The following is a 19,964-nucleotide window of genomic DNA, read 5'->3' as shown; positions in this document are numbered from 1 at the left end:
CCCGGCAAAACCGCCACGGCGATGCATTCGCCGCCCGGCTGATGCCGACGTGCCACGGTTTCCCGGTCGGTTTCAACGGCGCAGCGGCGTTGCGGTTCCCACACAGCATGATGCCGAAAGGTGCGAAGGGGTTTTCCGGCGGTATCAGCTCCATCTCTGGCCCTGATCTACTTGGAAAAATCACTGCGCACGATGCCGTGCCGTTGCAGCTTGTCGTAGAAGGTCTTGCGCGGGATGCCGAGCGCCTCGATGGTGCGCCGGACGTCGCCATCATTGCGGCCAAGTGTCTCGCGGATGATCTCGGCCTCGTAGCGATCAAGCCGTTCAGGCAAGGACACGGAGGTGTCGCGTTCCGTTGCCGCCGGGGAAGGCGATCCGGCAACGTCCTCGAGCCCGAGCACGAAACGTTCGGCGAAATGAGCGAGCTCGCGCACATTGCCCGGCCAGTCATGGTCGCTGAGATGGCGCCGGACCGAGGCGGAGATTGCCGGCACGCCGCGCCTGAAGCGGGCCGCCGCCCGCTCGGCGAAGTATCCGAACAACAATGGCACGTCGTCCCTTCGCTCGCGCAGCGGCGGGATCGACAGCGTGACCACATTGAGCCGGTAATAGAGATCCTCGCGGAAAGCGCCGCGCTGGTTGGCATCGCCGAGATCGACCTTGGCTGCCGCGACCACCCTCAGGTCGACCGGCCGCACCTCATTGGTACCGAGCGGCGTCACCTCGCGCATTTCCAAGACGCGCAGCATCTGCACCTGTGTCGAGGCCGGCATGCTTTCGATCTCGTCGAGAAACAGCGTGCCGCCGCTTGAATGCTCGATGCGGCCGACGCGTTTCTTCTGCGCACCGGTGAAGGCGCCGGCCTCGTGTCCGAACAATTCGCTCTCGATGACCGTCTCCGGCAGCGTGCCGCAGTTGAGCGCGACGAAATTTCCCTTGGCGCGGCGGCTCCAGCGGTGCAGCAGGCTCGCCACCACTTCCTTGCCGGAGCCGGTCTCGCCGGTCACCAGAACATCGACATCGGTGTCGGCGATCTGCCGCAGCGTCCGGCGCAGCCGCTCCATGGCTGGCGTCTGGCCGATCAGCGGCAATCCCTCCTGCGCCTGCTCGGCCGCCTCGCGCAGGGCGCGGTTCTCCATCACCAGCCGGCGTTTTTCCGCCGCGCGCGCAACGCTCTGCGCCAGCCGGTCGGCGGCAAAAGGCTTGGTGATGAAGTCGTAGGCGCCGTCCTTGATCGCCTTGACGGCCATGGCGATGTCGCCGTGACCGGTGACCAGGATGACAGGGACATCGGGGTCGAGCCGCAGCACGCGGTCGAAAAGCTGCAGCCCGTCGATCTCCGGCATGCGGATATCCGACACCACCACGCCGGCGAAATTCCTGTCGAGCGCTGCCAGCGCTTTCTTCGCCACCGAGTAGGCCGACACCGCAAAGCCGGCAAGCTCCAGCGTCTGTCTTGTCGCCTTGAGCAGATCGCTGTCGTCGTCGATCAGGATCACCGGTGCTGGGTCGTGCCTGGTCATGCCGCGCCGGCTTTCGACAAATGGATGGTGAAGCGTGTGCCTTGGCCGCTGCTCGAAACCTCGATGCGTCCGCCATAGTCGGCGACGATGTCCTTGGAGATAACGAGGCCGAGCCCGAGGCCCCTTTCCTTCGAGGTGTTGAAGGGCGTGAACAGGGATTTCAGGATCGCGGGCGGGATGCCCGGCCCGTTGTCGGACACGACCAGCGCCACGTCTTCGGCGGTTTCGGTGGCGGAGACTTCGACCCGCGCGCCATCACGGCCATCGAGCGCCTCCAGCGCGTTCTGGAACAGGTTGATCAGCACCTGCTCCAGCCGCAACCGGTTGCCCATCACCTTCAGCGCCGGCGGCGGCAGCGTGATCGCCAGCGCGTCCAGCCGGCCGGCGAAGCGGCTCCTGAGCAGCACCACGGCGCCTTCGATCACGCTGCGCAGCTCAACCGGTTCGGCGGCGGTGCGGCCCTTGCGGGCAAAGGCTTTCAGCTCTTCTGTGATCGAGCCGATGCGCTCGGTCAGCGCGGCGATGGCGCCAAGGTTCTCTTCAGCCGAGGCGCTCTGCTTGCGCTCCAGGAAGACTCGCGCATTGTCGGCATAGGCGCGGATCGTCGCCACCGGCTGGTTGATTTCATGCGCGACGCCGGCAGCGACCTGGCCAAGCGTGGCAAGCCGGTTGGCCTGGACCAGCTCCTGCTGCATCACCTGCAGCTTCGCCTCCGTGCTGCGATGGTCGGCGATCTCGGCCTGCAGCCGGTCGCGCGCCAGGGTGAGGTCCTGCGTGCGCTCGACGACGCGGCGCTCGAGCTCGGCCCGCGCGGCCTGCTCGGCGGCGATCCGCATCTGGGCGGACTGCCTGCGCCACAACAGATAGGCGGCTAATGCGAGGAGCGGGACAAGAACGCCCAGTGTCAGCAGCCGCATCTCGCGCTGCGCCGCCGCGATCGGCGCTTCGGCCGGAACGAGATAGTCGAGCCGCCACGGCGTCGATGGCACCGCGGTCGACAGCCGCAGATACTCGGCGTCGCTGCCCCCGGGCGTGATGGCATGGACCAGCGCGACGTCGGAGCTCAGCGGTTGCGGTTTTGTGATCGGCAGGGGCACCAGTGGCGCATCGCCAAATTGCTGGCTGGCGCGGATACCGGCGAGCATCGGCCGGCTGAGCGGCTCTGTCGTCAGGAAGCGCCAGGAGGGCACACTGGTGATCAGCACCACGCCATGCTCGTCGCTGACATAGGCCGGGCGGTTGGCCTCGTGCCAGTCGGCCTCGAGCTGGTCGAACTCCATCTTGACCACGACGACGCCGAGCGGCGTCGCCGCGCTCCCGACGCGGCGCGAGATGTAGAGGCCTGGGCGCTTGCTGACGTTGCCGAGCGCGAAATACTCAGCCGTGCCGGTTTCCATAGCGCCCGAGAAATAGGCCCGAAAACCATAGTCATTGCCGACGAAGCTCACCGGTTCGCGCCAATTGCTGGAAGCGATCGCCAGGCCGTCCGGGCCGGTGACGTAGAGCACCGAGGCCTTGGTGCCCGACACCAGCCCTTCGAGCTTGCGGTTGAGCACGTCGATCGCGGCAGGGCTGCGTTGCGTCAGCGCGTCATGCACCTGCTGGTCCTCCGACAGAAGCAGCGGCAGCGCGCGCGGATTTTCCAATACAGCGCGCAACAGCGCGACCTTGAGGTTGGCGTCGGTGCGTCCCTGCGTGGCCAAGGCCCCGATCTCGGTCGAACGGCCGTAGAGGCCGGCGCCGTAAAGCGCCGCGAGCACGATCAGCAGCGCCACCGCCGCGAACAGCAGCCAGGCGCGACGCGCCCGCCCGGCAAGCAGTTCGGGCGTGGCAGCAAGAACAGCGGCAGGGCGTTGCAGCATGCCGCATCTGTGCATGATTTCGCACAAAGCGCAAATCGATCTATGCGGATAACCGCACTAGCCTTCTCTAAAGGCGCTGTCACAGAATCGAAAAATCAAACAAAATCAACAAAGAGAGACACCCGGCACCATCTGGCACGCGCGTTGCAGATGCTTCCGCAGCAGCCGCGAGGCTGTGGAGGTCAACAGCCCCCTGGGAGGTCGAGCGTTTCGATCGGGGGCCGAATGGAGGATATCATGCAGACAGCAATCGCTGCCGCCGAACCCCGCGGCAAGGTTCCCTTTTACCGGCATCTCTATGTGCAGGTCCTGGTGGCGATCGCCGCCGGCATCCTGCTTGGCCATTTCTATCCCGACTTGGGCGCCTCGCTGAAACCGCTTGGCGATGCCTTCATCAAGCTGGTCAAGATGGTGATCGCACCGGTGATCTTCCTCACCGTGGCGACCGGCATTGCCGGTGTTTCCGACCTGCACAAGGTCGGCCGCGTTGCCGGCAAGGCGATGATCTATTTCCTCGTCTTCTCGACTCTGGCGCTCGTCGTCGGCCTCGTCGTCTCCAACGTCGTCCAACCCGGCGCCGGCATGCACATCAATCCGGCCACGCTCGACGCCTCGAAGGTCTCGACCTTCACCGAGAAGGCGCATGACACGACCATTGTCGGCTTCCTGATGAACATCATCCCCGACACCATCACCGGCGCCTTTGCGCAGGGCGACATCCTGCAGGTGCTGTTCTTCTCGGTGCTGTTCGGCATCGCCCTGGCGCTGGTCGGCGAACGCGGCCGCCCGGTCGTCGATTTCCTCCAGGCGTTGACCGCGCCGGTCTTCCGCCTCGTCGCCATCTTGATGAAGGCCGCTCCCATCGGCGCCTTCGGCGCCATGGCCTTCACCGTGGGCAAATACGGCATAGGCGCGATCGCCAACCTCGCCTTCCTGATCGGCACCTTCTATCTGACGTCGCTGCTCTTCGTGCTCGTAGTGCTGGGTGCCGTCGCATGGTACAACGGCTTTTCCATCCTGGCGCTGATCCGCTACATCAAGGAAGAGCTGCTCCTGGTGCTCGGCACCTCGTCGTCGGAAGCGGCACTTCCCGGCCTGATGGCCAAGATGGAGCGCGCCGGCTGCAACCGCTCGGTGGTCGGTCTTGTCATCCCGACAGGCTATTCCTTCAACCTTGACGGCACCAATATCTATATGACGCTTGCCGCGCTGTTCATCGCCCAGGCGACCGACACGCCACTCACCTTCGGCGACCAGATCCTGCTTTTGCTCGTCGCGATGCTGAGCTCGAAGGGCGCGGCCGGCATCACCGGCGCCGGCTTCATCACGCTGGCCGCCACGCTCTCGGTCGTGCCCTCGGTGCCGGTCGCCGGCATGGCGTTGATCCTCGGCGTCGACCGCTTCATGTCGGAATGCCGCGCGCTCACCAACTTTGTCGGCAACGCGGTCGCGACCATCGTCGTGGCCCGCTGGGAAGGCGAGCTCGACCAGAAGCAATTCGCCGCCGCCATGGCCGGCCAGTTGCCGGAGGAGGCAGACCTTGCGCTCTCGGGCGGCCTGCAGCCTGCCTAGCCAACCAGCATCCTCCCGATGCCGAACAGGCCGCGGCGATCGCCGCGGCCTGTTCTTTTTGTCGGCTGCCGCATAGGGTGGCGCGGCGCGGCACTCCTGCCGGTGCATTCCCGTTGCATTCAAGGGCGGTCGATGAGCAGTGCGTTTCCCGAGATCTATGTCGTTCGCCATGGCGAGACGGAGTGGAGCGCATCGGGCAGGCACACCGGGCGCACCGATATCCCGCTGACGGCGAAAGGCGAAGAGGCCGCGCGCGGCGTCGCCTATCGGCTCAAGGGCCCGACGTTCCAGGCGGTCTGGTCGAGCCCCTCGCAACGCGCTTTCGACACCTGCCGGCTCGCTGGCTTCGGCGAGCGCGCGGTCAAGAAATCCGACCTGCAGGAATGGGACTACGGCGCTTATGAAGGCGTGACGACCAAGGAGATCCTGTCCAAGCGACCCGGCTGGCAATTGTTTCGCGACGGCTGTCCGGGCGGCGAGACGGCGGCCGATGTCGGTGCCCGCGCGGACGCCATCATCGCCGGGCTGCGCGCGGTTGCCGGCAATGTGCTCATCTTCTCCAGCTCGCATTTCCTGCGTGTGCTCGCGGCGCGCTGGGTCGGCCTGCCGCCGGAAGGCGGCGAGTATTTTGTCCTCGACACCGCCAGCCTAAGCGTTCTCGGCTACGAGCACGACCTGACGGAGCCGGTCATCCGGAGGTGGAACCAGAAGTAGCCGCAGCTCGATAGCAGCTCAGGAGTCTCTGGAGATTAGGCGAAACCCTTCAGCCTCGTCATTCTAGGGCGGAGCAAGGAGCGAAGCGACGCGGCGCAGACCCTAGAATCATTCCGTTACCAATGAGCGTTGCCGCGGTGCAGAGCGACCCCTGTCTTGCACCGCCTTTACCCTTTGCGCCAGGTCACGGAATGGATCCTCGGGTCTGCGCGTCCGCTTCGCTCCCGCTCCGCCCGTGGATGACGAAGCTGAGGCGTTTCGGCTAGACTCTGACCATCGCCAGCTCCTCGGCCGTCAGATGCCGCGCCTTGCCCTTGGCCAGTTCGCCAAGCTGCAGCCGCCCGATCGCCACCCTGACCAGCCTCAGCACCTCGATGTCGAAAGCGGCGAGCAGCCTGCGGATGTGCCGGTTGCGTCCCTCGTCAAGCACGATCTCCAGCCAGGCTGTCCGCCCGCCGCTGCGCAACAGCGCGATCGAGCTTGCGGTGAGCAACTCGCCGTCGACGACGGCGCCCTGACGAAAACGCTCCAGCATTTCTTTGTCGGGCGCGGCCGCGATCTGCACGTGATAGGTCTTGGCGACATGCGAGACGGGGTCGAGCAGGCCGTTCGCCCAGCGCGTGTCGTTGCTCAGCAAAAGCAGCCCTTCGCTCGCCTTGTCGAGGCGGCCCACGGGCGACACGAACGGCAGGTCAAGCCCTCCCAGGCAGTCATAGACGGTTCCGCGGCCCTCCGGGTCGTCGCGGGTGGTGACCAGCCCGCGCGGTTTGTTGAGCATCAGATAGACCTTGCGCTCGGCAATGACGCGCTCGCCGTCGACGGTGATGCGGTCGCGGTCGGGATCGATGCGCAGCAAGGCATCGCGCACTGTCTTTCCGTTGACCTGCACGCGGCCCTCGACGACGAGACGCTCGGCCTGCGTGCGCGAGCAGAAGCCAAGCTTGGAGAGCGCTCGGGCGAGACTGACTTTGGCGACGATGGATCGTCTGTCGGGTTGGCGTGCCACTATCTCTGTCTTCGAACGTCTCAAAAACGCGCAACTGATGCCACGCCTGGCGAGATGGGCGCAAGCGGATGTGTTACCCGGTTCAGATCGCCAATTTCACTCCTGCGGCGCGCTCAGCCGCCGATAGGAGACGCCGTCGAATGTTGCCGTCACGAAGTTGTTGACCGACATCTTGCGCTTGCGCCCGTCGCTGCAGGCATAGAGCGGCCAGCCGGCGTCGCTGCATTCGATGGCCATGCAAATGCGGGCCACGCAGTTGCCTGTGGTCAGCCGGAAACCGCCCTTGCCGGCAAAGCCCTGCAGCAGGCTGCCATCCGAGGAACGCCATGTCCGCTGCTGGAATTCGGGCCGCAGCAGCCGAGGCTCGAGCGGCGCGGCTAAACCGGCTTGGGCCGCGGCGCCCGAATATTGAAGCCGGTAACGCGCCATGCCGGTCGTGTATGCGGTGATAAGATCGGATTGGCCCGAATAGGCTGCCGCGAGGTCGGACCGGTCGAAAAGATGGGACGCGCGCGGTTCCGCCCCTGACGGTCTCGTCAGGGCAGCGATGGCGACAAAAGCCAGGCAGACGCGCAACATCCCGATTTCCAGCAGCCAAACCCCATCCGGCGTGCCGGGTTGCCCGGTGCCTGAGCGTACAATCTTTCCAATCGGATTTTCGCGCAAGCGCCCGTTTTCGGGGCGCCGTAACGGATCGCCCTCGCTTTCGTCAGCTATTGGCGGCCGACGGCAGCTCGAACAAGGTGGCGCCGTTCTCGCGCCCTCGGTCGACGTAGCCGATCACGCGGAACCATTTCGCGACGTCGGGCCTGTTCAGCCAACTGCGCGAATGGACGGGAAGGTTGCCGGCCAGCGCCTGGACATGGCGGATGTGGCGCTTGCAGAAGCGGACCGTCGTGGCGTTGAAGAAATCCTCCCGCGCGGCAAAGAGCGTGTCGGCGGCGTCCGCGTGCTCATGCCAGGCGATGATCGCCACCGTCCTGTCGTCCTGCACGAGCGCATGGGCCCGGCCTTCCTTCAGGTTCATCATCAAATTGTCATACGCGCTTTTGCTGTCCTTGCCGGCCGCCACATATTCGTCCGACATTCGCTTGGACAGACCGCGGAAAACATCTTCCAGGTCTCCGACCGTCGCCGCGCGTGCTCTCATTTCTCCTCCTGACAGCCCGCCAGCAGTTTGCCCCAAGCAACAGGGATCACCAAGAAAACCAAATCCTCGATCCGCGGTGTGCGCGCAATCTTTTTCCGCACGGAAGTGCCCGACTGCTGATCACGCTCGCATATCAGCGTTGGCTTGAGATCGCTTTTCCGCTGTCGGATCCCGGCGGCTGCGTGCGCCTTGGCAATACGGACATCCGGCTGGCGGCCGATCTTGCCGCTGGCCTCACGCTGGCGACGACGGCAAGAGAAAGCGTATCGTTGAATTCATTGCAGCCCTGCCATAAAAGGCGCAAGTTCTCGATGGCCTGCAAGGTCTGACTGCAGCTTTAGGGGTATGCATTGACGTCGAGCAGGCCGATCCTGATCACCGGCGCAGCCGGCTTCATAGGTTTTCACCTTTGCCAGAGGCTGCTTGCCGAAGGCCGGCATGTTGTCGGCCTCGATTCCATGAACGAATATTACGACGTCACCTTGAAGCAGGCGCGGCTCGAGCGGCTGAAGGCGTTCCCAAACTTTCATTTCGAGCATGTCGATCTCGCCGACCGCGATGGCATCTCGGGCGTCTTTGCGTCGGTCGCGCCGCAGATCGTCGTCAACCTCGCCGCGCAGGCGGGCGTCCGCTACTCGCTGGTCAATCCGCATGTCTATGCGCAAAGCAATCTAAACGGCTTCCTCAACATCCTGGAAGGGTGCCGGCAGGCCTCGGTCGGCCATCTCGTCTATGCATCGTCAAGCTCGATCTATGGCGGCAGCACGCGCATGCCGTTCTCCGTGCATGATTCCGCCGACCATCCCCTCAGCCTCTATGCCGCCAGCAAGAAGGCAAACGAGCTGATGGCCCACACCTACAGCCATCTGTTCGGGCTGCCGACGACGGGCCTGCGCTTCTTCACCGTCTACGGTCCGTGGGGACGGCCCGACATGGCCTTGTTCATCTTCACCAAGGCCATCCTCGCCGGTCAGCCGATCGATGTCTTCAACCATGGCAACATGCAGCGGGATTTCACCTACATCGACGATATCGTCGAGGGAGTGGCCCGCGTCATGCAGCATCCAGCGACGCCCAATCCCGATTGGACAAGCGCTGCACCGGACCCCGCGACGAGCACCGCGCCGTTCAGGATCCATAACATCGGCGACAGCTCGCCTGTCGAGCTCAGCCGGCTGATCGACGTTCTGGAAGACGCTCTCGGGCGCAAGGCAATCCGCAACCTGATGCCGCTGCAGCCGGGCGATGTGCCTGCGACTTATGCCGACGTCGCCTCACTCGAGGCGGTGATCGGTTTCAAGCCCAGGATCCCGATCGAGATCGGCGTCCCGCGCTTCGTGCAATGGTATCGGGATTTCTACCAGGTCTGATTGCAGGTCAGAGCAATTCCAGGAAAAGTGTGAGCGGTTGAGTTCGGCGCCTTCGCCGTAACCTTCCGTCTGGAACTGCGTCAAAAACAAAGGGATAGAGCGGCGACTATCCGAGCTCGCCGCTCGTTCAGTCGGCCCGGCGTGCCTGCCTGTCGATCCAAAGCGCGATCAGCGTGCAGGCGGCGCCCGAAAGCAGATAGGCGCCGGCGGCGATGAGGCCGAAATTGCCGGCCAGGAGCAGCGCCGCGAGCGGCGCGAAGCCGGCGCCGAACATCCAGGCCAGGTCCGATGTCACCGCCGAGCCGGTATAGCGGTGCTGGCGCGAGAAGCTCGATGCGACGACGCCTGAGGATTGCCCGAAGCTCAAGCCCAGCAGGATGAAGCCGAGCACCATGAACACCGTCTCGCCGACGGTGCCGCCGTTGAGAAGTTGTGGGGCAAAGCCGCTGAAGGCTGCGATGGCGACGGCGCCGCCGCCGAGCAGGGCGCGGCGTCCGACACGGTCGGCCAGCGGACCCGATGCAACGATCGCCGCGATGCCAAACAGCGCGCTCACCACTTCGATGACCAGGAAACGTTCCGGACCCTCATTGGTGAACAGGAACACCCAGGACAGCGGGAACACCGTCACCATATGGAACAGGGCGAAGCTCGCCAGCGGCGCGAAGGCGCCGACGACGACGTTGCGTCCTTCAGTCCGAACCATCTCCCTGATGCGCGTCGGCTGCAGGTCGCCGCTCTCGTAGAGTTTCGAGAATTCGGGCGTGACCACGATGCGCAGCCTGGCAAACAGCGCCACGACGTTGATGGCGAAGGCGACGAAGAAGGGATAACGCCAGCCCCAGGCGAAGAAGTCGTCGGCCGAGAGGTTGGCGACGAAGAAGGCAAATAGCGAGCTTGCCACGATGAGCCCGATCGGCGCGCCGAGCTGCGGGATCATCGCATAGATGCCGCGCCGGTTCTGCGGCGCATTCAGCGCCAGGAGGGAGGGCAATCCGTCCCATGTCCCGCCGAGCGCCAGGCCCTGCAGGAAGCGGGTGAGCGACAGCAGCCAGGCGGCGACCGTGCCGACGTCCTCATAGGAGGGCAGGAACGCCATGGCGACCGTCGAGGTGCCGAGCAGGAACAGCGCGATCGTCAGCTTGGCGCCGCGGCCATAGGCGCGGTCGATCGCCATGAACAGCACGGTGCCGAACGGGCGCGCGATGAAGGCCAGCGCGAAGATGGCGAAGGAGTAGAGCGTTCCGACCAGCGGGTCGTGGGTTGGGAACACAAGCTTGGGGAACACGATCACGGAAGCGATCGCATAGACGAAGAAATCGAAGAATTCCGACGTCCTGCCGATGATCACGCCGACCGCGATATCGCCAGCGCTGACCTGGCCGTGATGCGAGCCGATCAGCCTGCTGTCCGTTTCGGAAGTCGAAGTTTCAGCCATCGTTTCCGTCGTCACCAAACTCAACTTCGGAACGCGATTGTCGTCCCGACGCTATGTTGTCGTCATCCAGATGCGACGTTGTCGTCATCCAATTATGCGTGCACACTTTCGCGAAAGCCATACCGGCTGGGCATTGGACAAATTGTCCAATGTCGTCGCTGTGCCTGCGGCAGTAGCCGTTGGTCCATATCGCATCGCAACCTGCAGAGATCCTGCTGCAGGGCCATCGAGGGCAGCGTTTGATGAGACGATCCGGAGCCTTGCTTCTTTTTCCGCTCGCCGTGCTGCTGAGCGGCTGCGACCTGGTCGTGCTGGCGCCCGCGGGCGACGTGGCAGTGCAGCAGCGCGACCTGCTCGTCGTCTCGACCCTGCTGATGCTCATCATCATCCTGCCGGTCATGGCGCTGACCGTGCTGTTCGCCTGGCGCTACCGGCAATCCAGCACCACGGCGATCTACACGCCGGACTGGGACCATTCGACCAAGCTGGAGCTGGTGATCTGGGCGGCACCCCTGCTCGTCATCATCTGCCTCGGCGCGCTCACCTGGCTCGGCTCCCATCTGCTCGATCCCTACCGGCGCATCGACCGGATCGAACCAGGACAGCCGGTCACCCAGAACCACAAGCCGCTCAGGGTCGACGTCGTCGCGCTGGATTGGAAATGGCTCTTCATCTATCCGGATTACGGCATTGCCTCCGTCAACGAGCTGGCGGCGCCGGTCAACCAGCCGATCGATTTCCGCATCACCTCCTCGACGGTGATGAACTCCTTCTACATTCCGGCCCTTGCCGGACAGATCTACGCCATGCCCGCCATGGAGACGAAGCTGCACGCGGTCATCAACCGTCCGGGCACCTATTCCGGCTTCTCGGCCAACTACAGCGGCGCCGGCTTCTCCGGCATGCGCTTTGCGTTCCACGGGCTCTCCGATCAGGCCTTCGGTGAGTGGGTGACGCAGACCAAAGGTGCGCAGGCTACGCTCAGCCGCGAGACCTATCTCGAGCTCGAGCGTCCGAGCGAGAACGAGCCGGTCCGCCACTATGCCTCCGTCGATCCCGACCTCTATGGCGCGATCCTCAATCTGTGCGTCGAGCGCGGCAAGATGTGCATGAACGAGATGATGTCGATCGACGCCAAGGGCGGCCTTGGGCTGGCCGGCGTGCGCAACACCTTGCCGCTGCAATATGACAAGCTTGCCCGGCGCGGCGCGGTGTTCGGCAACGATCCGTCCTATGTCGCCAGCATCTGCACGGCGGAGGAAGCAGCCGCCGCCTCGCGCTCGGCCCGCGATGCCGGCGCGAAATACTGGCCAATGCGCGATCTTTCCCCGCTGCGCGGGGCAGGGCTCAGTCCAGGGGCCGGCAGCCGCCGCGCCGATGCCGGGACCCCGTCGCTCGGCCTGCTGCGCTTCGAATTGTGAGGGATGGCGGATGCCTGAGTCGCTGACCAAATTCATCTTCGGCCGCCTCACTCTGGAGTCGCTGCCGCTGCACGAGCCGATCGTCGTCGTCACCTTCATCGTCGTGGCGTTGGGCGGCCTCGCGGTGCTCGGCGCGGTCACCTATTTCAAGCTTTGGGGTTATCTGTGGCGCGAGTGGTTCACCAGCGTCGACCACAAGAAGATCGGCATCATGTACATGGCGCTCGGCCTCGTCATGCTGCTGCGCGGCTTTTCCGACGCCATCATGATGCGCCTGCAGCAAGCCATCGCCTTCAACGGCTCCGAAGGTTATCTCAACGCTCATCATTATGACCAGATATTCACTGCCCATGGCGTGATCATGATCTTCTTCGTGGCGATGCCCTTCGTCACCGGGCTGATGAACTTCGTCGTGCCGCTGCAGATCGGCGCGCGCGACGTCTCGTTCCCTTTCCTCAACAATTTCAGCTTCTGGATGACGGTCGGCGGCGCCATCCTGGTCATGGCCTCGCTGTTCGTCGGCGAGTTCGCCCGCACCGGCTGGCTGGCCTATCCGCCGCTCTCGGGCATCAACTACAGTCCCGACGTCGGCGTCGATTATTACATATGGGCGCTGCAGGTCGCCGGCGTCGGCACGACGCTGTCCGGCATCAACCTGATCTGCACCATCATCAAGATGCGCGCCCCAGGCATGACCATGATGCGCATGCCCGTCTTCACCTGGACCTCGCTCTGCACCAACGTGCTGATCGTCGCGTCCTTCCCGGTGCTGACGGCGGTGCTGACGCTGCTTGCGCTCGACCGCTATGTCGGCACCAACTTCTTCACCAACGATTTCGGCGGCAATCCGATGATGTATGTGAACCTCATCTGGATATGGGGTCACCCGGAGGTCTACATCCTTATCCTGCCGCTGTTCGGCGTCTTCTCCGAGGTCACCTCGACCTTCTCCGGCAAGCGCCTGTTCGGCTACACCTCGATGGTCTACGCCACGATAGTCATCACCATCCTGTCCTATCTCGTCTGGCTGCACCACTTCTTCACCATGGGCTCCGGCGCCAGTGTCAATTCCTTCTTCGGCATCACCACGATGATCATCTCGATCCCGACCGGGGCGAAGATATTCAACTGGCTGTTCACCATGTATCGCGGCCGCATCCGCTTCGAATTGCCGATGATGTGGACGGTGGCCTTCATGCTCACCTTCGTCGTTGGCGGCATGACCGGCGTGCTGCTTGCCGTGCCGCCCGCCGACTTCGTGCTGCACAACAGCCTGTTCCTGATCGCGCATTTCCATAACGTCATCATCGGCGGCGTGCTCTTCGGCCTGTTCGCCGGCATCGCCTATTGGTGGCCCAAGGCCTTCGGCTTCAGGCTCGATCCGTTCTGGGGCAAGGTCTCGTTCTGGTGCTGGGTGCTCGGCTTCTGGCTCGCCTTCATGCCGCTCTATATCCTCGGCCTGATGGGCGTGACCCGCCGCATGCGCGTCTTCGACGATCCCTCGCTGCAGATATGGTTCGTGATAGCCGCTTTCGGCGCGGTGCTGATCGCCTGCGGCATCGCCGCCTTCCTGGTCCAGATATTCGTCTCCATCCGCAAGCGCGAAGCGCTGGCCGATCACACCGGCGATCCCTGGGATGGCCGCACCCTCGAATGGTCGACCTCCTCGCCGCCGCCGGCCTACAATTTCGCCTTCACGCCAGTCATTCGCGACAACGACGCCTGGTTCGACATGAAGAAGGCCGGCTACCGGCGCCCGCTGTCCGGATTCAAACCGATCCACATGCCGAGCAACACCGGCACCGGCGTCGTCCTGGCGGTGTTCAGCGTCACGCTCGGCTTCGGCCTGATCTGGTACATCTGGTGGCTGGCGGCGCTGAGCTTCGTCTGCCTCATCGCAACCGCGATCGGCCACACCTTCAACTACCACCGCGACTTCGACATCTCGGCTGCCGAGGTCACGCAAACCGAAGAGGCGAGGACGACGCTCCTCGCCGCCCAGGGCTAGGAATTGAGCATGGCATCGAGCGCGATCACGGCCGTCGCGGAACCGGTCTTCCACCTGGAAGAAGAGCACGCGCACGCCGAAGGCGGCAGCACCATGCTCGGCTTCTGGCTCTACCTGATGAGCGACTGCCTGATCTTCGCCATGCTGTTCGCGGCCTATGGCGTGCTCGGCGGCAATTACGCGGCGGGTCCGGCGCCGAAGGATCTGTTCGATCTCGGTCTGGTGGCGGTCAACACCACCATGCTGCTCTTGTCCTCGATCACCTATGGCTTTGCCATGCTGACCATGGACAAGGGCCGTGTCGGCGCGACGCAGGCCTGGCTCGTGGTGACCATGCTGTTCGGCCTGGCGTTCCTCTCCATCGAGCTATCCGAATTCGCGCACATGATCCAGGAAGGCGCGACCCCGCAGCGCAGCGCCTTCCTGTCGTCCTTCTTCACCCTGGTCGGCACGCACGGCCTGCATGTCACCTTCGGCATCGTCTGGATGGTGACGCTGATGGTGCAGGTGGCGCGACACGGCCTCATCGAGGCCAACCGCCGCCGGCTGATGTGCCTCTCGATGTTCTGGCACTTCCTCGACGTCGTCTGGATCGGCGTCTTCACCTTTGTCTATCTGATGGGGATGCTCAGATGAGCGCTCATGATCATGCGGGTCACGACCGTACCCATGGCGGCGCCGCGCACGGGTCGCTGAGGGGCTACCTGATCGGCTTCGTCCTGTCAGTGATCCTCACCGCCATCCCGTTCTGGATGATCATGACCGGCGCCATGGACAACAAACAGGCCGCGGCCATCATCATCATGGCCTTCGCGGTGGTGCAGATCGTGGTGCACATGGTCTTCTTCCTGCATATGAACCCCGCCTCGGAAGGCGGATGGTCGATGCTGGCGCTCATCTTCACGGTGGTTCTCGTCGTCATCGTGCTGAGCGGCTCGCTCTGGGTGATGTACCACCTCAACGCCAACATGATGCCCGGGCTCCACGAGATGCGGGAGATGCCATGAGCCCCCATTCGGGCGTGGGCGTGTGGCGCGCGGGGAGGGCCAAAGCCGAGGCAAAGGACATGACCGGCTCTCATGCGGCCTCGAAGGGTTCCGCGTCGCGATTCTTGGCTGTGGTGCTTGGGCTTCTCGGCGTTCTGATGTTTCTCGGGCTCGGCATCTGGCAGCTGGAAAGGCGGGTCTGGAAGCTCGACCTGATCGCCCGCGTCGACCAGCGCATCCATGCTTCCGTGGTCGATGCGCCCGGTCCGCAGGACTGGAGCGGGTTCAGCGCGCCGGATCACGAATATCGCCATGTGCGGCTGGTCGGGCGCTTGCAGGGCGGCGCCAACACGCTGGTGCAGGCGGTGACCGAGCTTGGCGGCGGCTATTGGGTGCTGACGCCGATGCGCGACGACCGCGGTTTCACGGTCCTCGTCAACCGCGGCTTCATCCCGCAGGAGCGCAAGGTGGACTTCGAGCGGGAGAATGCCGCGCTCGCCTCGCCGGCGACGGTTGAGGGGCTGCTGCGCATCAGCGAGCCCGGCGGCGGTTTCCTGCGCAGCAACGATCCGGCTGCCGATCGCTGGTATTCGCGCGACGTCGCGGCAATCGCCAAGGCGCGCGGCCTGGCGGATGTCGCGCCTTATTTCATCGATGCCGAGGCATCCGGCGCTGCTGGCTGGCCGCGCGGCGGGCTCACCGTCGTCACCTTCCGCAACAGCCATCTCATCTATGCTTTGACCTGGTTTGCCCTTGCAGGGATGCTGGCGATGGCGCTTGCCAGACAGGTCTTCTCCGGCCGCCGGAACTGGGATGCAGCGTGATGAATATCGCGTGGCCCCATCGCGACAAGCCGTTCCTGACGCTTCTTCCAACGCGGCAGGGAGGCGCCGCGTCGGACGCCGACGTCACGAACAGGAAGAACCTGCTCCTGCTCATCCAGCTGCGCTGGCTGGCGGTGGCGGGGCAGGTGCTGACCATCCTGGTCACGCAATACTGGTTCGCCATCCCGCTGCCGCTTACCGAGATGGCGGGCGTGGTGCTTTTCCTCGTCGGCCTCAACATCTTCAGCCTGCTCGCCCTGCGCGGCAACCGCCGGATCTCCAACGCGCAGCTCTTCGTCGCGCTGATTTTCGACATGGCGGCGCTGACGACGCAGCTCTACCTGAGCGGCGGCGCCTCGAATCCGTTCGTGTCGCTTTACCTGCTGCAGATCACGCTCGGCGCTGCGCTGCTGGCGCCATGGTCGACCTGGCTCCTGGTGGTGGCGGCCTCGGCCTGCTTCGTCTTCCTCATCTTCGTCTTCCAGCCGATCGCACTTCCGCATCACGGCGGCAGCGACCTCCTGGCGCTGCATCTGCGAGGCATGTTCATCTGCTTCGTGCTCGCGGCCGGCCTGATCGTGATCTTCATGACGCGCATCAACCGCAACCTGCGCGAACGCGATGCCTATCTCGCCGACCTGCGCCAGCGTTCGGCCGAGGAAGATCACATCGTGCGCATGGGGCTGCTGGCCTCGGGTGCCGCGCATGAACTGGGCACACCGCTGTCGACAATATCGGTCATCCTGTCCGACTGGCGCCAGATGCGCGGCGTCAAGCGCAACCGCGAGCTTTCCGAGGACGTGGCCGAGATGCAGGCGCAGATCGAGCGCTGCAAAGGCATCGTCACGGGCATTCTCATGTCCTCCGGCCAGGCGCGGGGCGAGGGCACCATCCGCACTACGATCCGCCGGTTCCTCGACGATCTCGTCGAGGAATGGCGCGTCAGCCGCCAGCCTATCAAGCTGGACTACGGCAATGGTTTCGAGCCGGACGAGCCGATCGTGTCCGACACGGCGCTGAAACAAGTGATCTTCAATGTGCTCGACAATGCGCAGGAAGCATCGCACGATTGGGTCGGCATCACTGCCGAGCGGCAGGATGAGAAGCTGGTGCTCTCCGTCGAGGATCGCGGCCCGGGTTTCGACAAGGATATTCTGGCAACGCTCGGCCAGCCCTATATGTCGAGCAAGGGGCGTCCGGGCGGCGGCCTAGGCCTCTTCCTGGTGTTCAACGTGGTGCGCAAGCTCGGCGGCGACGTTTCGGCGCGCAACATGGCCGAGGGCGCCCGTGTTACCCTTTCGCTGCCGCTGGCGGCGCTGACCTATGGAGACGATCGTGAAATCTGATCGATCCTTGTTCGTCGTCGAGGACGACGCGACCTTTGCACGCACGCTCAAACGCTCGTTTGAAAAGCGCGACTACGACGTCGTGGTCTGCCACGACCGCGAGGCGCTGCTGGTCGCGCTGGAAACGGCCGTTCCGGCCTACGCCGTCGTCGATCTCAAGCTCGGATCGGGATCGGGCCTCGAATGCGTCAAGCTTCTCAGCGCCCGCAATCCGTCGATGCGCATCGTCGTGCTGACGGGATTTGCCAGTATCGCCACGGCGGTCGAGGCGATCAAGCTCGGCGCGGGGCACTATCTGGCCAAGCCCGCCAACACCGATGACATCGAAGCCGCCTTCGGCCGCGCCGAGGGTGACGTTTCGGTGCCGCTCACCAGCCGCCCCACCTCGATCAAGAACCTCGAATGGGAGCGGATCCACGAAACGCTGGTCGAGACCGGCTTCAACATCTCCGAAACCGCGCGCCGGCTGGGCCTGCACCGGCGCACGCTCGCCCGCAAGCTCGAGAAGCGCGTGGTGCAGTAGGGCGCCGCACCAAGATTATTCGCGAACGGCCACGGCCACCACCGAGACGCAGTCGCCAGCCTTGACCAGGCCCGGGAAATGACGCGCGGCGAGCAGTCCCGACATCCTGGCCCTGATTTCCTGCGGCGCCTGCCCGGTGCGCCCGACCGGATGGATGCGCGCGACCACGTGGCCGTCCTCAACTGGTTCGCCGAGATCGACCATCGTCTCGATCATGCCGTCATCCTCGGCGAAGGCGAAGCAATCGCCGGAAGGCATGTCCAGCCACTGGGTTTTGCCCTTCTCGACCGCGCCATCGACGATGCCGGCGTGGCGCAGCACGTTGAGGATGCCGCGCCGGGCGATCCGCACCGTCTCGGCGCGCGAGGTTCCGCCGCCGCCGAGCTCGGTAGTGACAAAGACCTTGCCCATCTCCTCGGCGGCCGTGTCATACATGCCGACCGCGTCGATCTCGGTCATGCGCATCGAGAACGGCGCCGAGAAAGCCTCGACGGCGGCGAAGGCCTTCTTCTCCTGCGCCTTATCCGGCAGCGTATGCGCTGCGCAGAACGGCACGAAGTCCAGCGTCTTGCCGCCGGAATGGAAGTCGAAGACGATGTCCGCGCGCGGCAGCAGCTCGCGCTGGAAATAGTCGGCGATCTTCTCCGTCACCGTGCCGTCCGGGCGCCCAGGGAAAGAGCGGTTCATGTTGCCCTTGTCGATCGGCGAGGTGCGCGTGCCGGCCCGGAAGGCCGGATAGTTCATCGCCGGGACGATGATAACCGTGCCGGCGACATTTTTTGGATCGAGGGTGCGGGCGAGTTCGTAGAGCGCAAGCGGCCCCTCATACTCGTCGCCGTGATTGCCGCCGGTGAGCAGCGCCGTCGAGCCCTTGCCGTTGCGCATGACGCAGACCGGGATCATCACCGAGCCCCAGGCGGAATCGTCGCGGCTGTAGGGCAGGCGCAGGAAGCCATGCTGGACGCCGTCGCGCTCGAAATCGACGGTCGGCGTGATCGGCGAGGGACGCAAAGCGGACATCGGCTCAGTCCTTCACGAACAGCTTGCGCGGCACATTGGCCAGGCACTCGACGCCGGTGTCGGTGATGAGGATGGACTCGGTGATCTCCAGCCCCATCGTCTCCAGCCACAGGCCGGTCATGAAATGGAAGGTCATGCCGGGCTTGAGCTCGGTGCGGTCGCCGGGGCGCAGGCTCATGGTGCGCTCACCCCAGTCCGGCGGATAGGAGATACCGATCGGGTAGCCGGTGCGGTTGTCCTTGACGATGCCGTATTTCTTCAACACGGCGAAGAAGGCGTTGGCAATATCCTCGCAGGTGTTGCCGGGCTTGGCGGCCGCGAGACCGGCTTCCATGCCCTCAAGTGTGGCCTTCTCGGCGTCTAGGAAGGCCTGGGTCGGCTTGCCGAGGAACACGGTGCGCGACAGCGGACAATGGTAGCGATTGTAGCAGCCGGCGATCTCGAAGAACGTGCCTTCGTTCACCTTCATCGGCTTGTCGTCCCAGGTGAGATGCGGCGCCGAGGCGTCCGCTCCCGACGGCAAGAGCGGCACGATCGCCGGATAGTCGCCGCCGATGCCGGCGACCCCGCGCGTGCCGGCATCGTAGATCTCGGCGACCAGGTCGCATTTGCGCATGCCGACCTCTATTTTGTCGACGATCCGCTGGTGCATCGCCTCGACGATACGGGCGGCGTTGCGCATATACTCGATCTCGGTCGGGCTTTTCACGGCGCGCTGCCAGTTCACCAGCGCTGTGGCATCGGCGAAGCGGGCGTTGGGCAGGTGCTTCTGCAGCGCCGCGAAGGCGGCGGCCGAAAACCAGTAATTGTCCATCTCGACGCCGATGCTGAGCTTGTCCCAGCCGCGCTCGGCCAGCACGCTGGCGAGGTAATCCATCGGATGCCGCTCGGTCGACTGCACATAATGGTCGGCATAGCCGATGATGTTGTCATGCGCGAGATAGGCGGTGCGCTTGGCGCCGTTGGCGTCCTGGCCGCGGCCGTACCAGACCGGCTCGCCGGAAGGCGGCACGATGACGGCCTGATGCACATAGAACGACCAGCCGTCATAGCCCGTCAGCCAGGCCATGTTGGAGGGATCGCTGACGATCAGCAGATCGACGCCTTTAGCCTCCATGGCTTTTCGTGTCTTGGCGAGGCGCTCCGCATATTCGCCGCGCGAGAATTTCAAATTTGGCTGCATTTTGTTGTCCTCGTTTGT

Annotated in this window: 19 protein-coding genes; 11 read left to right on the top strand and 8 right to left on the bottom strand. The window is 64.4% G+C overall.

Annotation, left to right across the window (positions count from 1 at the left end; genetic code table 11):
- Window positions 1–167: 167 nt before the first annotated feature.
- Together LB523_RS26755 and LB523_RS26750 are read right to left on the bottom strand one after the other, a co-directional pair.
- Window positions 168–1,523, bottom strand: coding sequence for a sigma-54-dependent transcriptional regulator (locus tag LB523_RS26755; protein WP_224608673.1), 1,356 nt, complete (start codon window positions 1,521–1,523; stop codon window positions 168–170).
- On the bottom strand, window positions 1,520–3,385 hold the full coding sequence (locus LB523_RS26750) for a sensor histidine kinase (protein ID WP_224608670.1): 1,866 nt from the start codon (window positions 3,383–3,385) through the stop codon (window positions 1,520–1,522). The genes LB523_RS26755 and LB523_RS26750 overlap by 4 nt, the downstream gene beginning before the upstream one ends.
- Window positions 3,386–3,622: 237 nt before the next feature.
- On the opposite strand from LB523_RS26750, the gene LB523_RS26745 reads away from it, so the two are divergent.
- On the top strand, window positions 3,623–4,957 hold the full coding sequence (locus LB523_RS26745) for a dicarboxylate/amino acid:cation symporter (protein ID WP_140844031.1): 1,335 nt from the start codon (window positions 3,623–3,625) through the stop codon (window positions 4,955–4,957).
- 132 nt (window positions 4,958–5,089) lie between these two features.
- Window positions 5,090–5,671 (top strand): histidine phosphatase family protein, encoded by a 582-nt coding sequence (locus LB523_RS26740; protein WP_224608667.1) that lies wholly within the window; start codon window positions 5,090–5,092, stop codon window positions 5,669–5,671.
- Window positions 5,672–5,933: 262 nt separating this feature from the next.
- On the opposite strand, the gene LB523_RS26735 is transcribed toward LB523_RS26740, so the two are convergent.
- From LB523_RS26735 to LB523_RS26725, 3 genes are all read right to left on the bottom strand, one after another.
- Window positions 5,934–6,680 (bottom strand): pseudouridine synthase, encoded by a 747-nt coding sequence (locus LB523_RS26735; RefSeq protein WP_095766180.1) that lies wholly within the window; start codon window positions 6,678–6,680, stop codon window positions 5,934–5,936.
- A 93-nt stretch (window positions 6,681–6,773) separates the two neighbouring features.
- Window positions 6,774–7,256, bottom strand: a complete 483-nt coding sequence (locus tag LB523_RS26730) for a hypothetical protein (RefSeq protein WP_224608662.1) — start codon at window positions 7,254–7,256, stop codon at window positions 6,774–6,776.
- Between the two features lie 130 nt (window positions 7,257–7,386).
- On the bottom strand, window positions 7,387–7,827 hold the full coding sequence (locus tag LB523_RS26725) for a hypothetical protein (RefSeq protein WP_095765859.1): 441 nt from the start codon (window positions 7,825–7,827) through the stop codon (window positions 7,387–7,389).
- Between LB523_RS26725 and LB523_RS26720 the strand changes: the two genes are divergently transcribed.
- Together LB523_RS26720 and LB523_RS26715 are read left to right on the top strand one after the other, a co-directional pair.
- Entirely contained in the window at window positions 7,818–8,156 is a 339-nt protein-coding gene (locus tag LB523_RS26720; protein WP_224608659.1) for a hypothetical protein, read from the top strand. The genes LB523_RS26725 and LB523_RS26720 overlap by 10 nt on opposite strands.
- A gap of 21 nt (window positions 8,157–8,177) precedes the next feature.
- Window positions 8,178–9,197, top strand: coding sequence for an NAD-dependent epimerase (locus LB523_RS26715; RefSeq protein WP_224608656.1), 1,020 nt, complete (start codon window positions 8,178–8,180; stop codon window positions 9,195–9,197).
- 127 nt (window positions 9,198–9,324) lie between these two features.
- On the opposite strand, the gene LB523_RS26710 is transcribed toward LB523_RS26715, so the two are convergent.
- Window positions 9,325–10,635, bottom strand: a complete 1,311-nt coding sequence (locus LB523_RS26710) for an MFS transporter (RefSeq protein WP_095765857.1) — start codon at window positions 10,633–10,635, stop codon at window positions 9,325–9,327.
- 242 nt (window positions 10,636–10,877) lie between these two features.
- Here LB523_RS26710 and cyoA point away from each other — a divergent pair, with 242 nt between their 5' ends.
- Genes cyoA through LB523_RS26675 form a run of 7 tightly spaced genes read left to right on the top strand, consistent with a single transcriptional unit; the run spans window position 10,878 to window position 17,743 of the window.
- A complete protein-coding gene (gene cyoA / locus LB523_RS26705) occupies window positions 10,878–12,056 on the top strand; it encodes a ubiquinol oxidase subunit II (RefSeq protein ID WP_224608653.1) in 1,179 nt (392 codons plus the stop codon).
- A 10-nt stretch (window positions 12,057–12,066) separates the two neighbouring features.
- Entirely contained in the window at window positions 12,067–14,064 is a 1,998-nt protein-coding gene (gene cyoB / locus LB523_RS26700) for a cytochrome o ubiquinol oxidase subunit I (protein ID WP_224608651.1), read from the top strand.
- Between the two features lie 9 nt (window positions 14,065–14,073).
- Window positions 14,074–14,700 carry a cytochrome o ubiquinol oxidase subunit III gene (cyoC, locus tag LB523_RS26695; protein ID WP_224608648.1) on the top strand — a complete coding sequence of 209 codons (627 nt, stop codon included), beginning with the start codon at window positions 14,074–14,076 and terminating at the stop codon, window positions 14,698–14,700.
- Window positions 14,697–15,071 carry a cytochrome o ubiquinol oxidase subunit IV gene (gene cyoD / locus LB523_RS26690; protein ID WP_224608645.1) on the top strand — a complete coding sequence of 125 codons (375 nt, stop codon included), beginning with the start codon at window positions 14,697–14,699 and terminating at the stop codon, window positions 15,069–15,071. The genes cyoC and cyoD overlap by 4 nt, the downstream gene beginning before the upstream one ends.
- Window positions 15,068–15,874: an SURF1 family protein gene (locus LB523_RS26685; protein ID WP_411966500.1), complete on the top strand. Its 807-nt coding sequence runs from the start codon at window positions 15,068–15,070 to the stop codon at window positions 15,872–15,874. The genes cyoD and LB523_RS26685 overlap by 4 nt, the downstream gene beginning before the upstream one ends.
- On the top strand, window positions 15,874–17,220 hold the full coding sequence (locus LB523_RS26680; RefSeq protein ID WP_224608642.1) for an ATP-binding protein: 1,347 nt from the start codon (window positions 15,874–15,876) through the stop codon (window positions 17,218–17,220). The genes LB523_RS26685 and LB523_RS26680 overlap by 1 nt, the downstream gene beginning before the upstream one ends.
- The gene (locus LB523_RS26675; protein WP_210199992.1) at window positions 17,210–17,743 is read left to right on the top strand and encodes a response regulator transcription factor; all 534 of its coding nucleotides are present in this window, start codon (window positions 17,210–17,212) and stop codon (window positions 17,741–17,743) included. The genes LB523_RS26680 and LB523_RS26675 overlap by 11 nt, the downstream gene beginning before the upstream one ends.
- A 15-nt stretch (window positions 17,744–17,758) precedes the next feature.
- Here the strand turns inward: LB523_RS26675 and doeB are convergent, their stop codons facing one another.
- Window positions 17,759–18,763, bottom strand: coding sequence for a N(2)-acetyl-L-2,4-diaminobutanoate deacetylase DoeB (gene doeB, locus LB523_RS26670; protein WP_224608639.1), 1,005 nt, complete (start codon window positions 18,761–18,763; stop codon window positions 17,759–17,761).
- Window positions 18,764–18,767: 4 nt separating this feature from the next.
- Window positions 18,768–19,946: an ectoine hydrolase DoeA gene (gene doeA, locus LB523_RS26665; RefSeq protein WP_224523512.1), complete on the bottom strand. Its 1,179-nt coding sequence runs from the start codon at window positions 19,944–19,946 to the stop codon at window positions 18,768–18,770.
- Window positions 19,947–19,964 lie beyond the last annotated feature (18 nt).

Origin of the sequence: Mesorhizobium sp. ESP-6-4, assembly GCF_020164735.1 — a bacterium.
GTDB lineage: Bacteria > Pseudomonadota > Alphaproteobacteria > Rhizobiales > Rhizobiaceae > Mesorhizobium.
Note: the sequence above shows the minus strand (reverse complement) of the source record. Positions and strands in the feature narration are given on the sequence as shown.

What these genes read in the sequence shown, in the direction of transcription:
- LB523_RS26740 (WP_224608667.1), top strand. Translation starts at nt 5,090, where the DNA reads ATGAGCAGTGCGTTTCCCGAGATCTATGTCGTTCGCCATGGCGAGACG.
- cyoA (WP_224608653.1), top strand. Translation starts at nt 10,878, where the DNA reads ATGAGACGATCCGGAGCCTTGCTTCTTTTTCCGCTCGCCGTGCTGCTG.
- LB523_RS26685 (WP_411966500.1), top strand. Translation starts at nt 15,068, where the DNA reads ATGAGCCCCCATTCGGGCGTGGGCGTGTGGCGCGCGGGGAGGGCCAAA.
- doeA (WP_224523512.1), bottom strand. Translation starts at nt 19,946, where the DNA reads ATGCAGCCAAATTTGAAATTCTCGCGCGGCGAATATGCGGAGCGCCTC.
- LB523_RS26725 (WP_095765859.1), bottom strand. Translation starts at nt 7,827, where the DNA reads ATGAGAGCACGCGCGGCGACGGTCGGAGACCTGGAAGATGTTTTCCGC.
- LB523_RS26680 (WP_224608642.1), top strand. Translation starts at nt 15,874, where the DNA reads ATGAATATCGCGTGGCCCCATCGCGACAAGCCGTTCCTGACGCTTCTT.
- LB523_RS26755 (WP_224608673.1), bottom strand. Translation starts at nt 1,523, where the DNA reads ATGACCAGGCACGACCCAGCACCGGTGATCCTGATCGACGACGACAGC.
- LB523_RS26730 (WP_224608662.1), bottom strand. Translation starts at nt 7,256, where the DNA reads ATGTTGCGCGTCTGCCTGGCTTTTGTCGCCATCGCTGCCCTGACGAGA.
- cyoB (WP_224608651.1), top strand. Translation starts at nt 12,067, where the DNA reads ATGCCTGAGTCGCTGACCAAATTCATCTTCGGCCGCCTCACTCTGGAG.
- LB523_RS26750 (WP_224608670.1), bottom strand. Translation starts at nt 3,385, where the DNA reads ATGCTGCAACGCCCTGCCGCTGTTCTTGCTGCCACGCCCGAACTGCTT.
- doeB (WP_224608639.1), bottom strand. Translation starts at nt 18,763, where the DNA reads ATGTCCGCTTTGCGTCCCTCGCCGATCACGCCGACCGTCGATTTCGAG.
- LB523_RS26745 (WP_140844031.1), top strand. Translation starts at nt 3,623, where the DNA reads ATGCAGACAGCAATCGCTGCCGCCGAACCCCGCGGCAAGGTTCCCTTT.
- cyoC (WP_224608648.1), top strand. Translation starts at nt 14,074, where the DNA reads ATGGCATCGAGCGCGATCACGGCCGTCGCGGAACCGGTCTTCCACCTG.
- LB523_RS26710 (WP_095765857.1), bottom strand. Translation starts at nt 10,635, where the DNA reads ATGGCTGAAACTTCGACTTCCGAAACGGACAGCAGGCTGATCGGCTCG.
- cyoD (WP_224608645.1), top strand. Translation starts at nt 14,697, where the DNA reads ATGAGCGCTCATGATCATGCGGGTCACGACCGTACCCATGGCGGCGCC.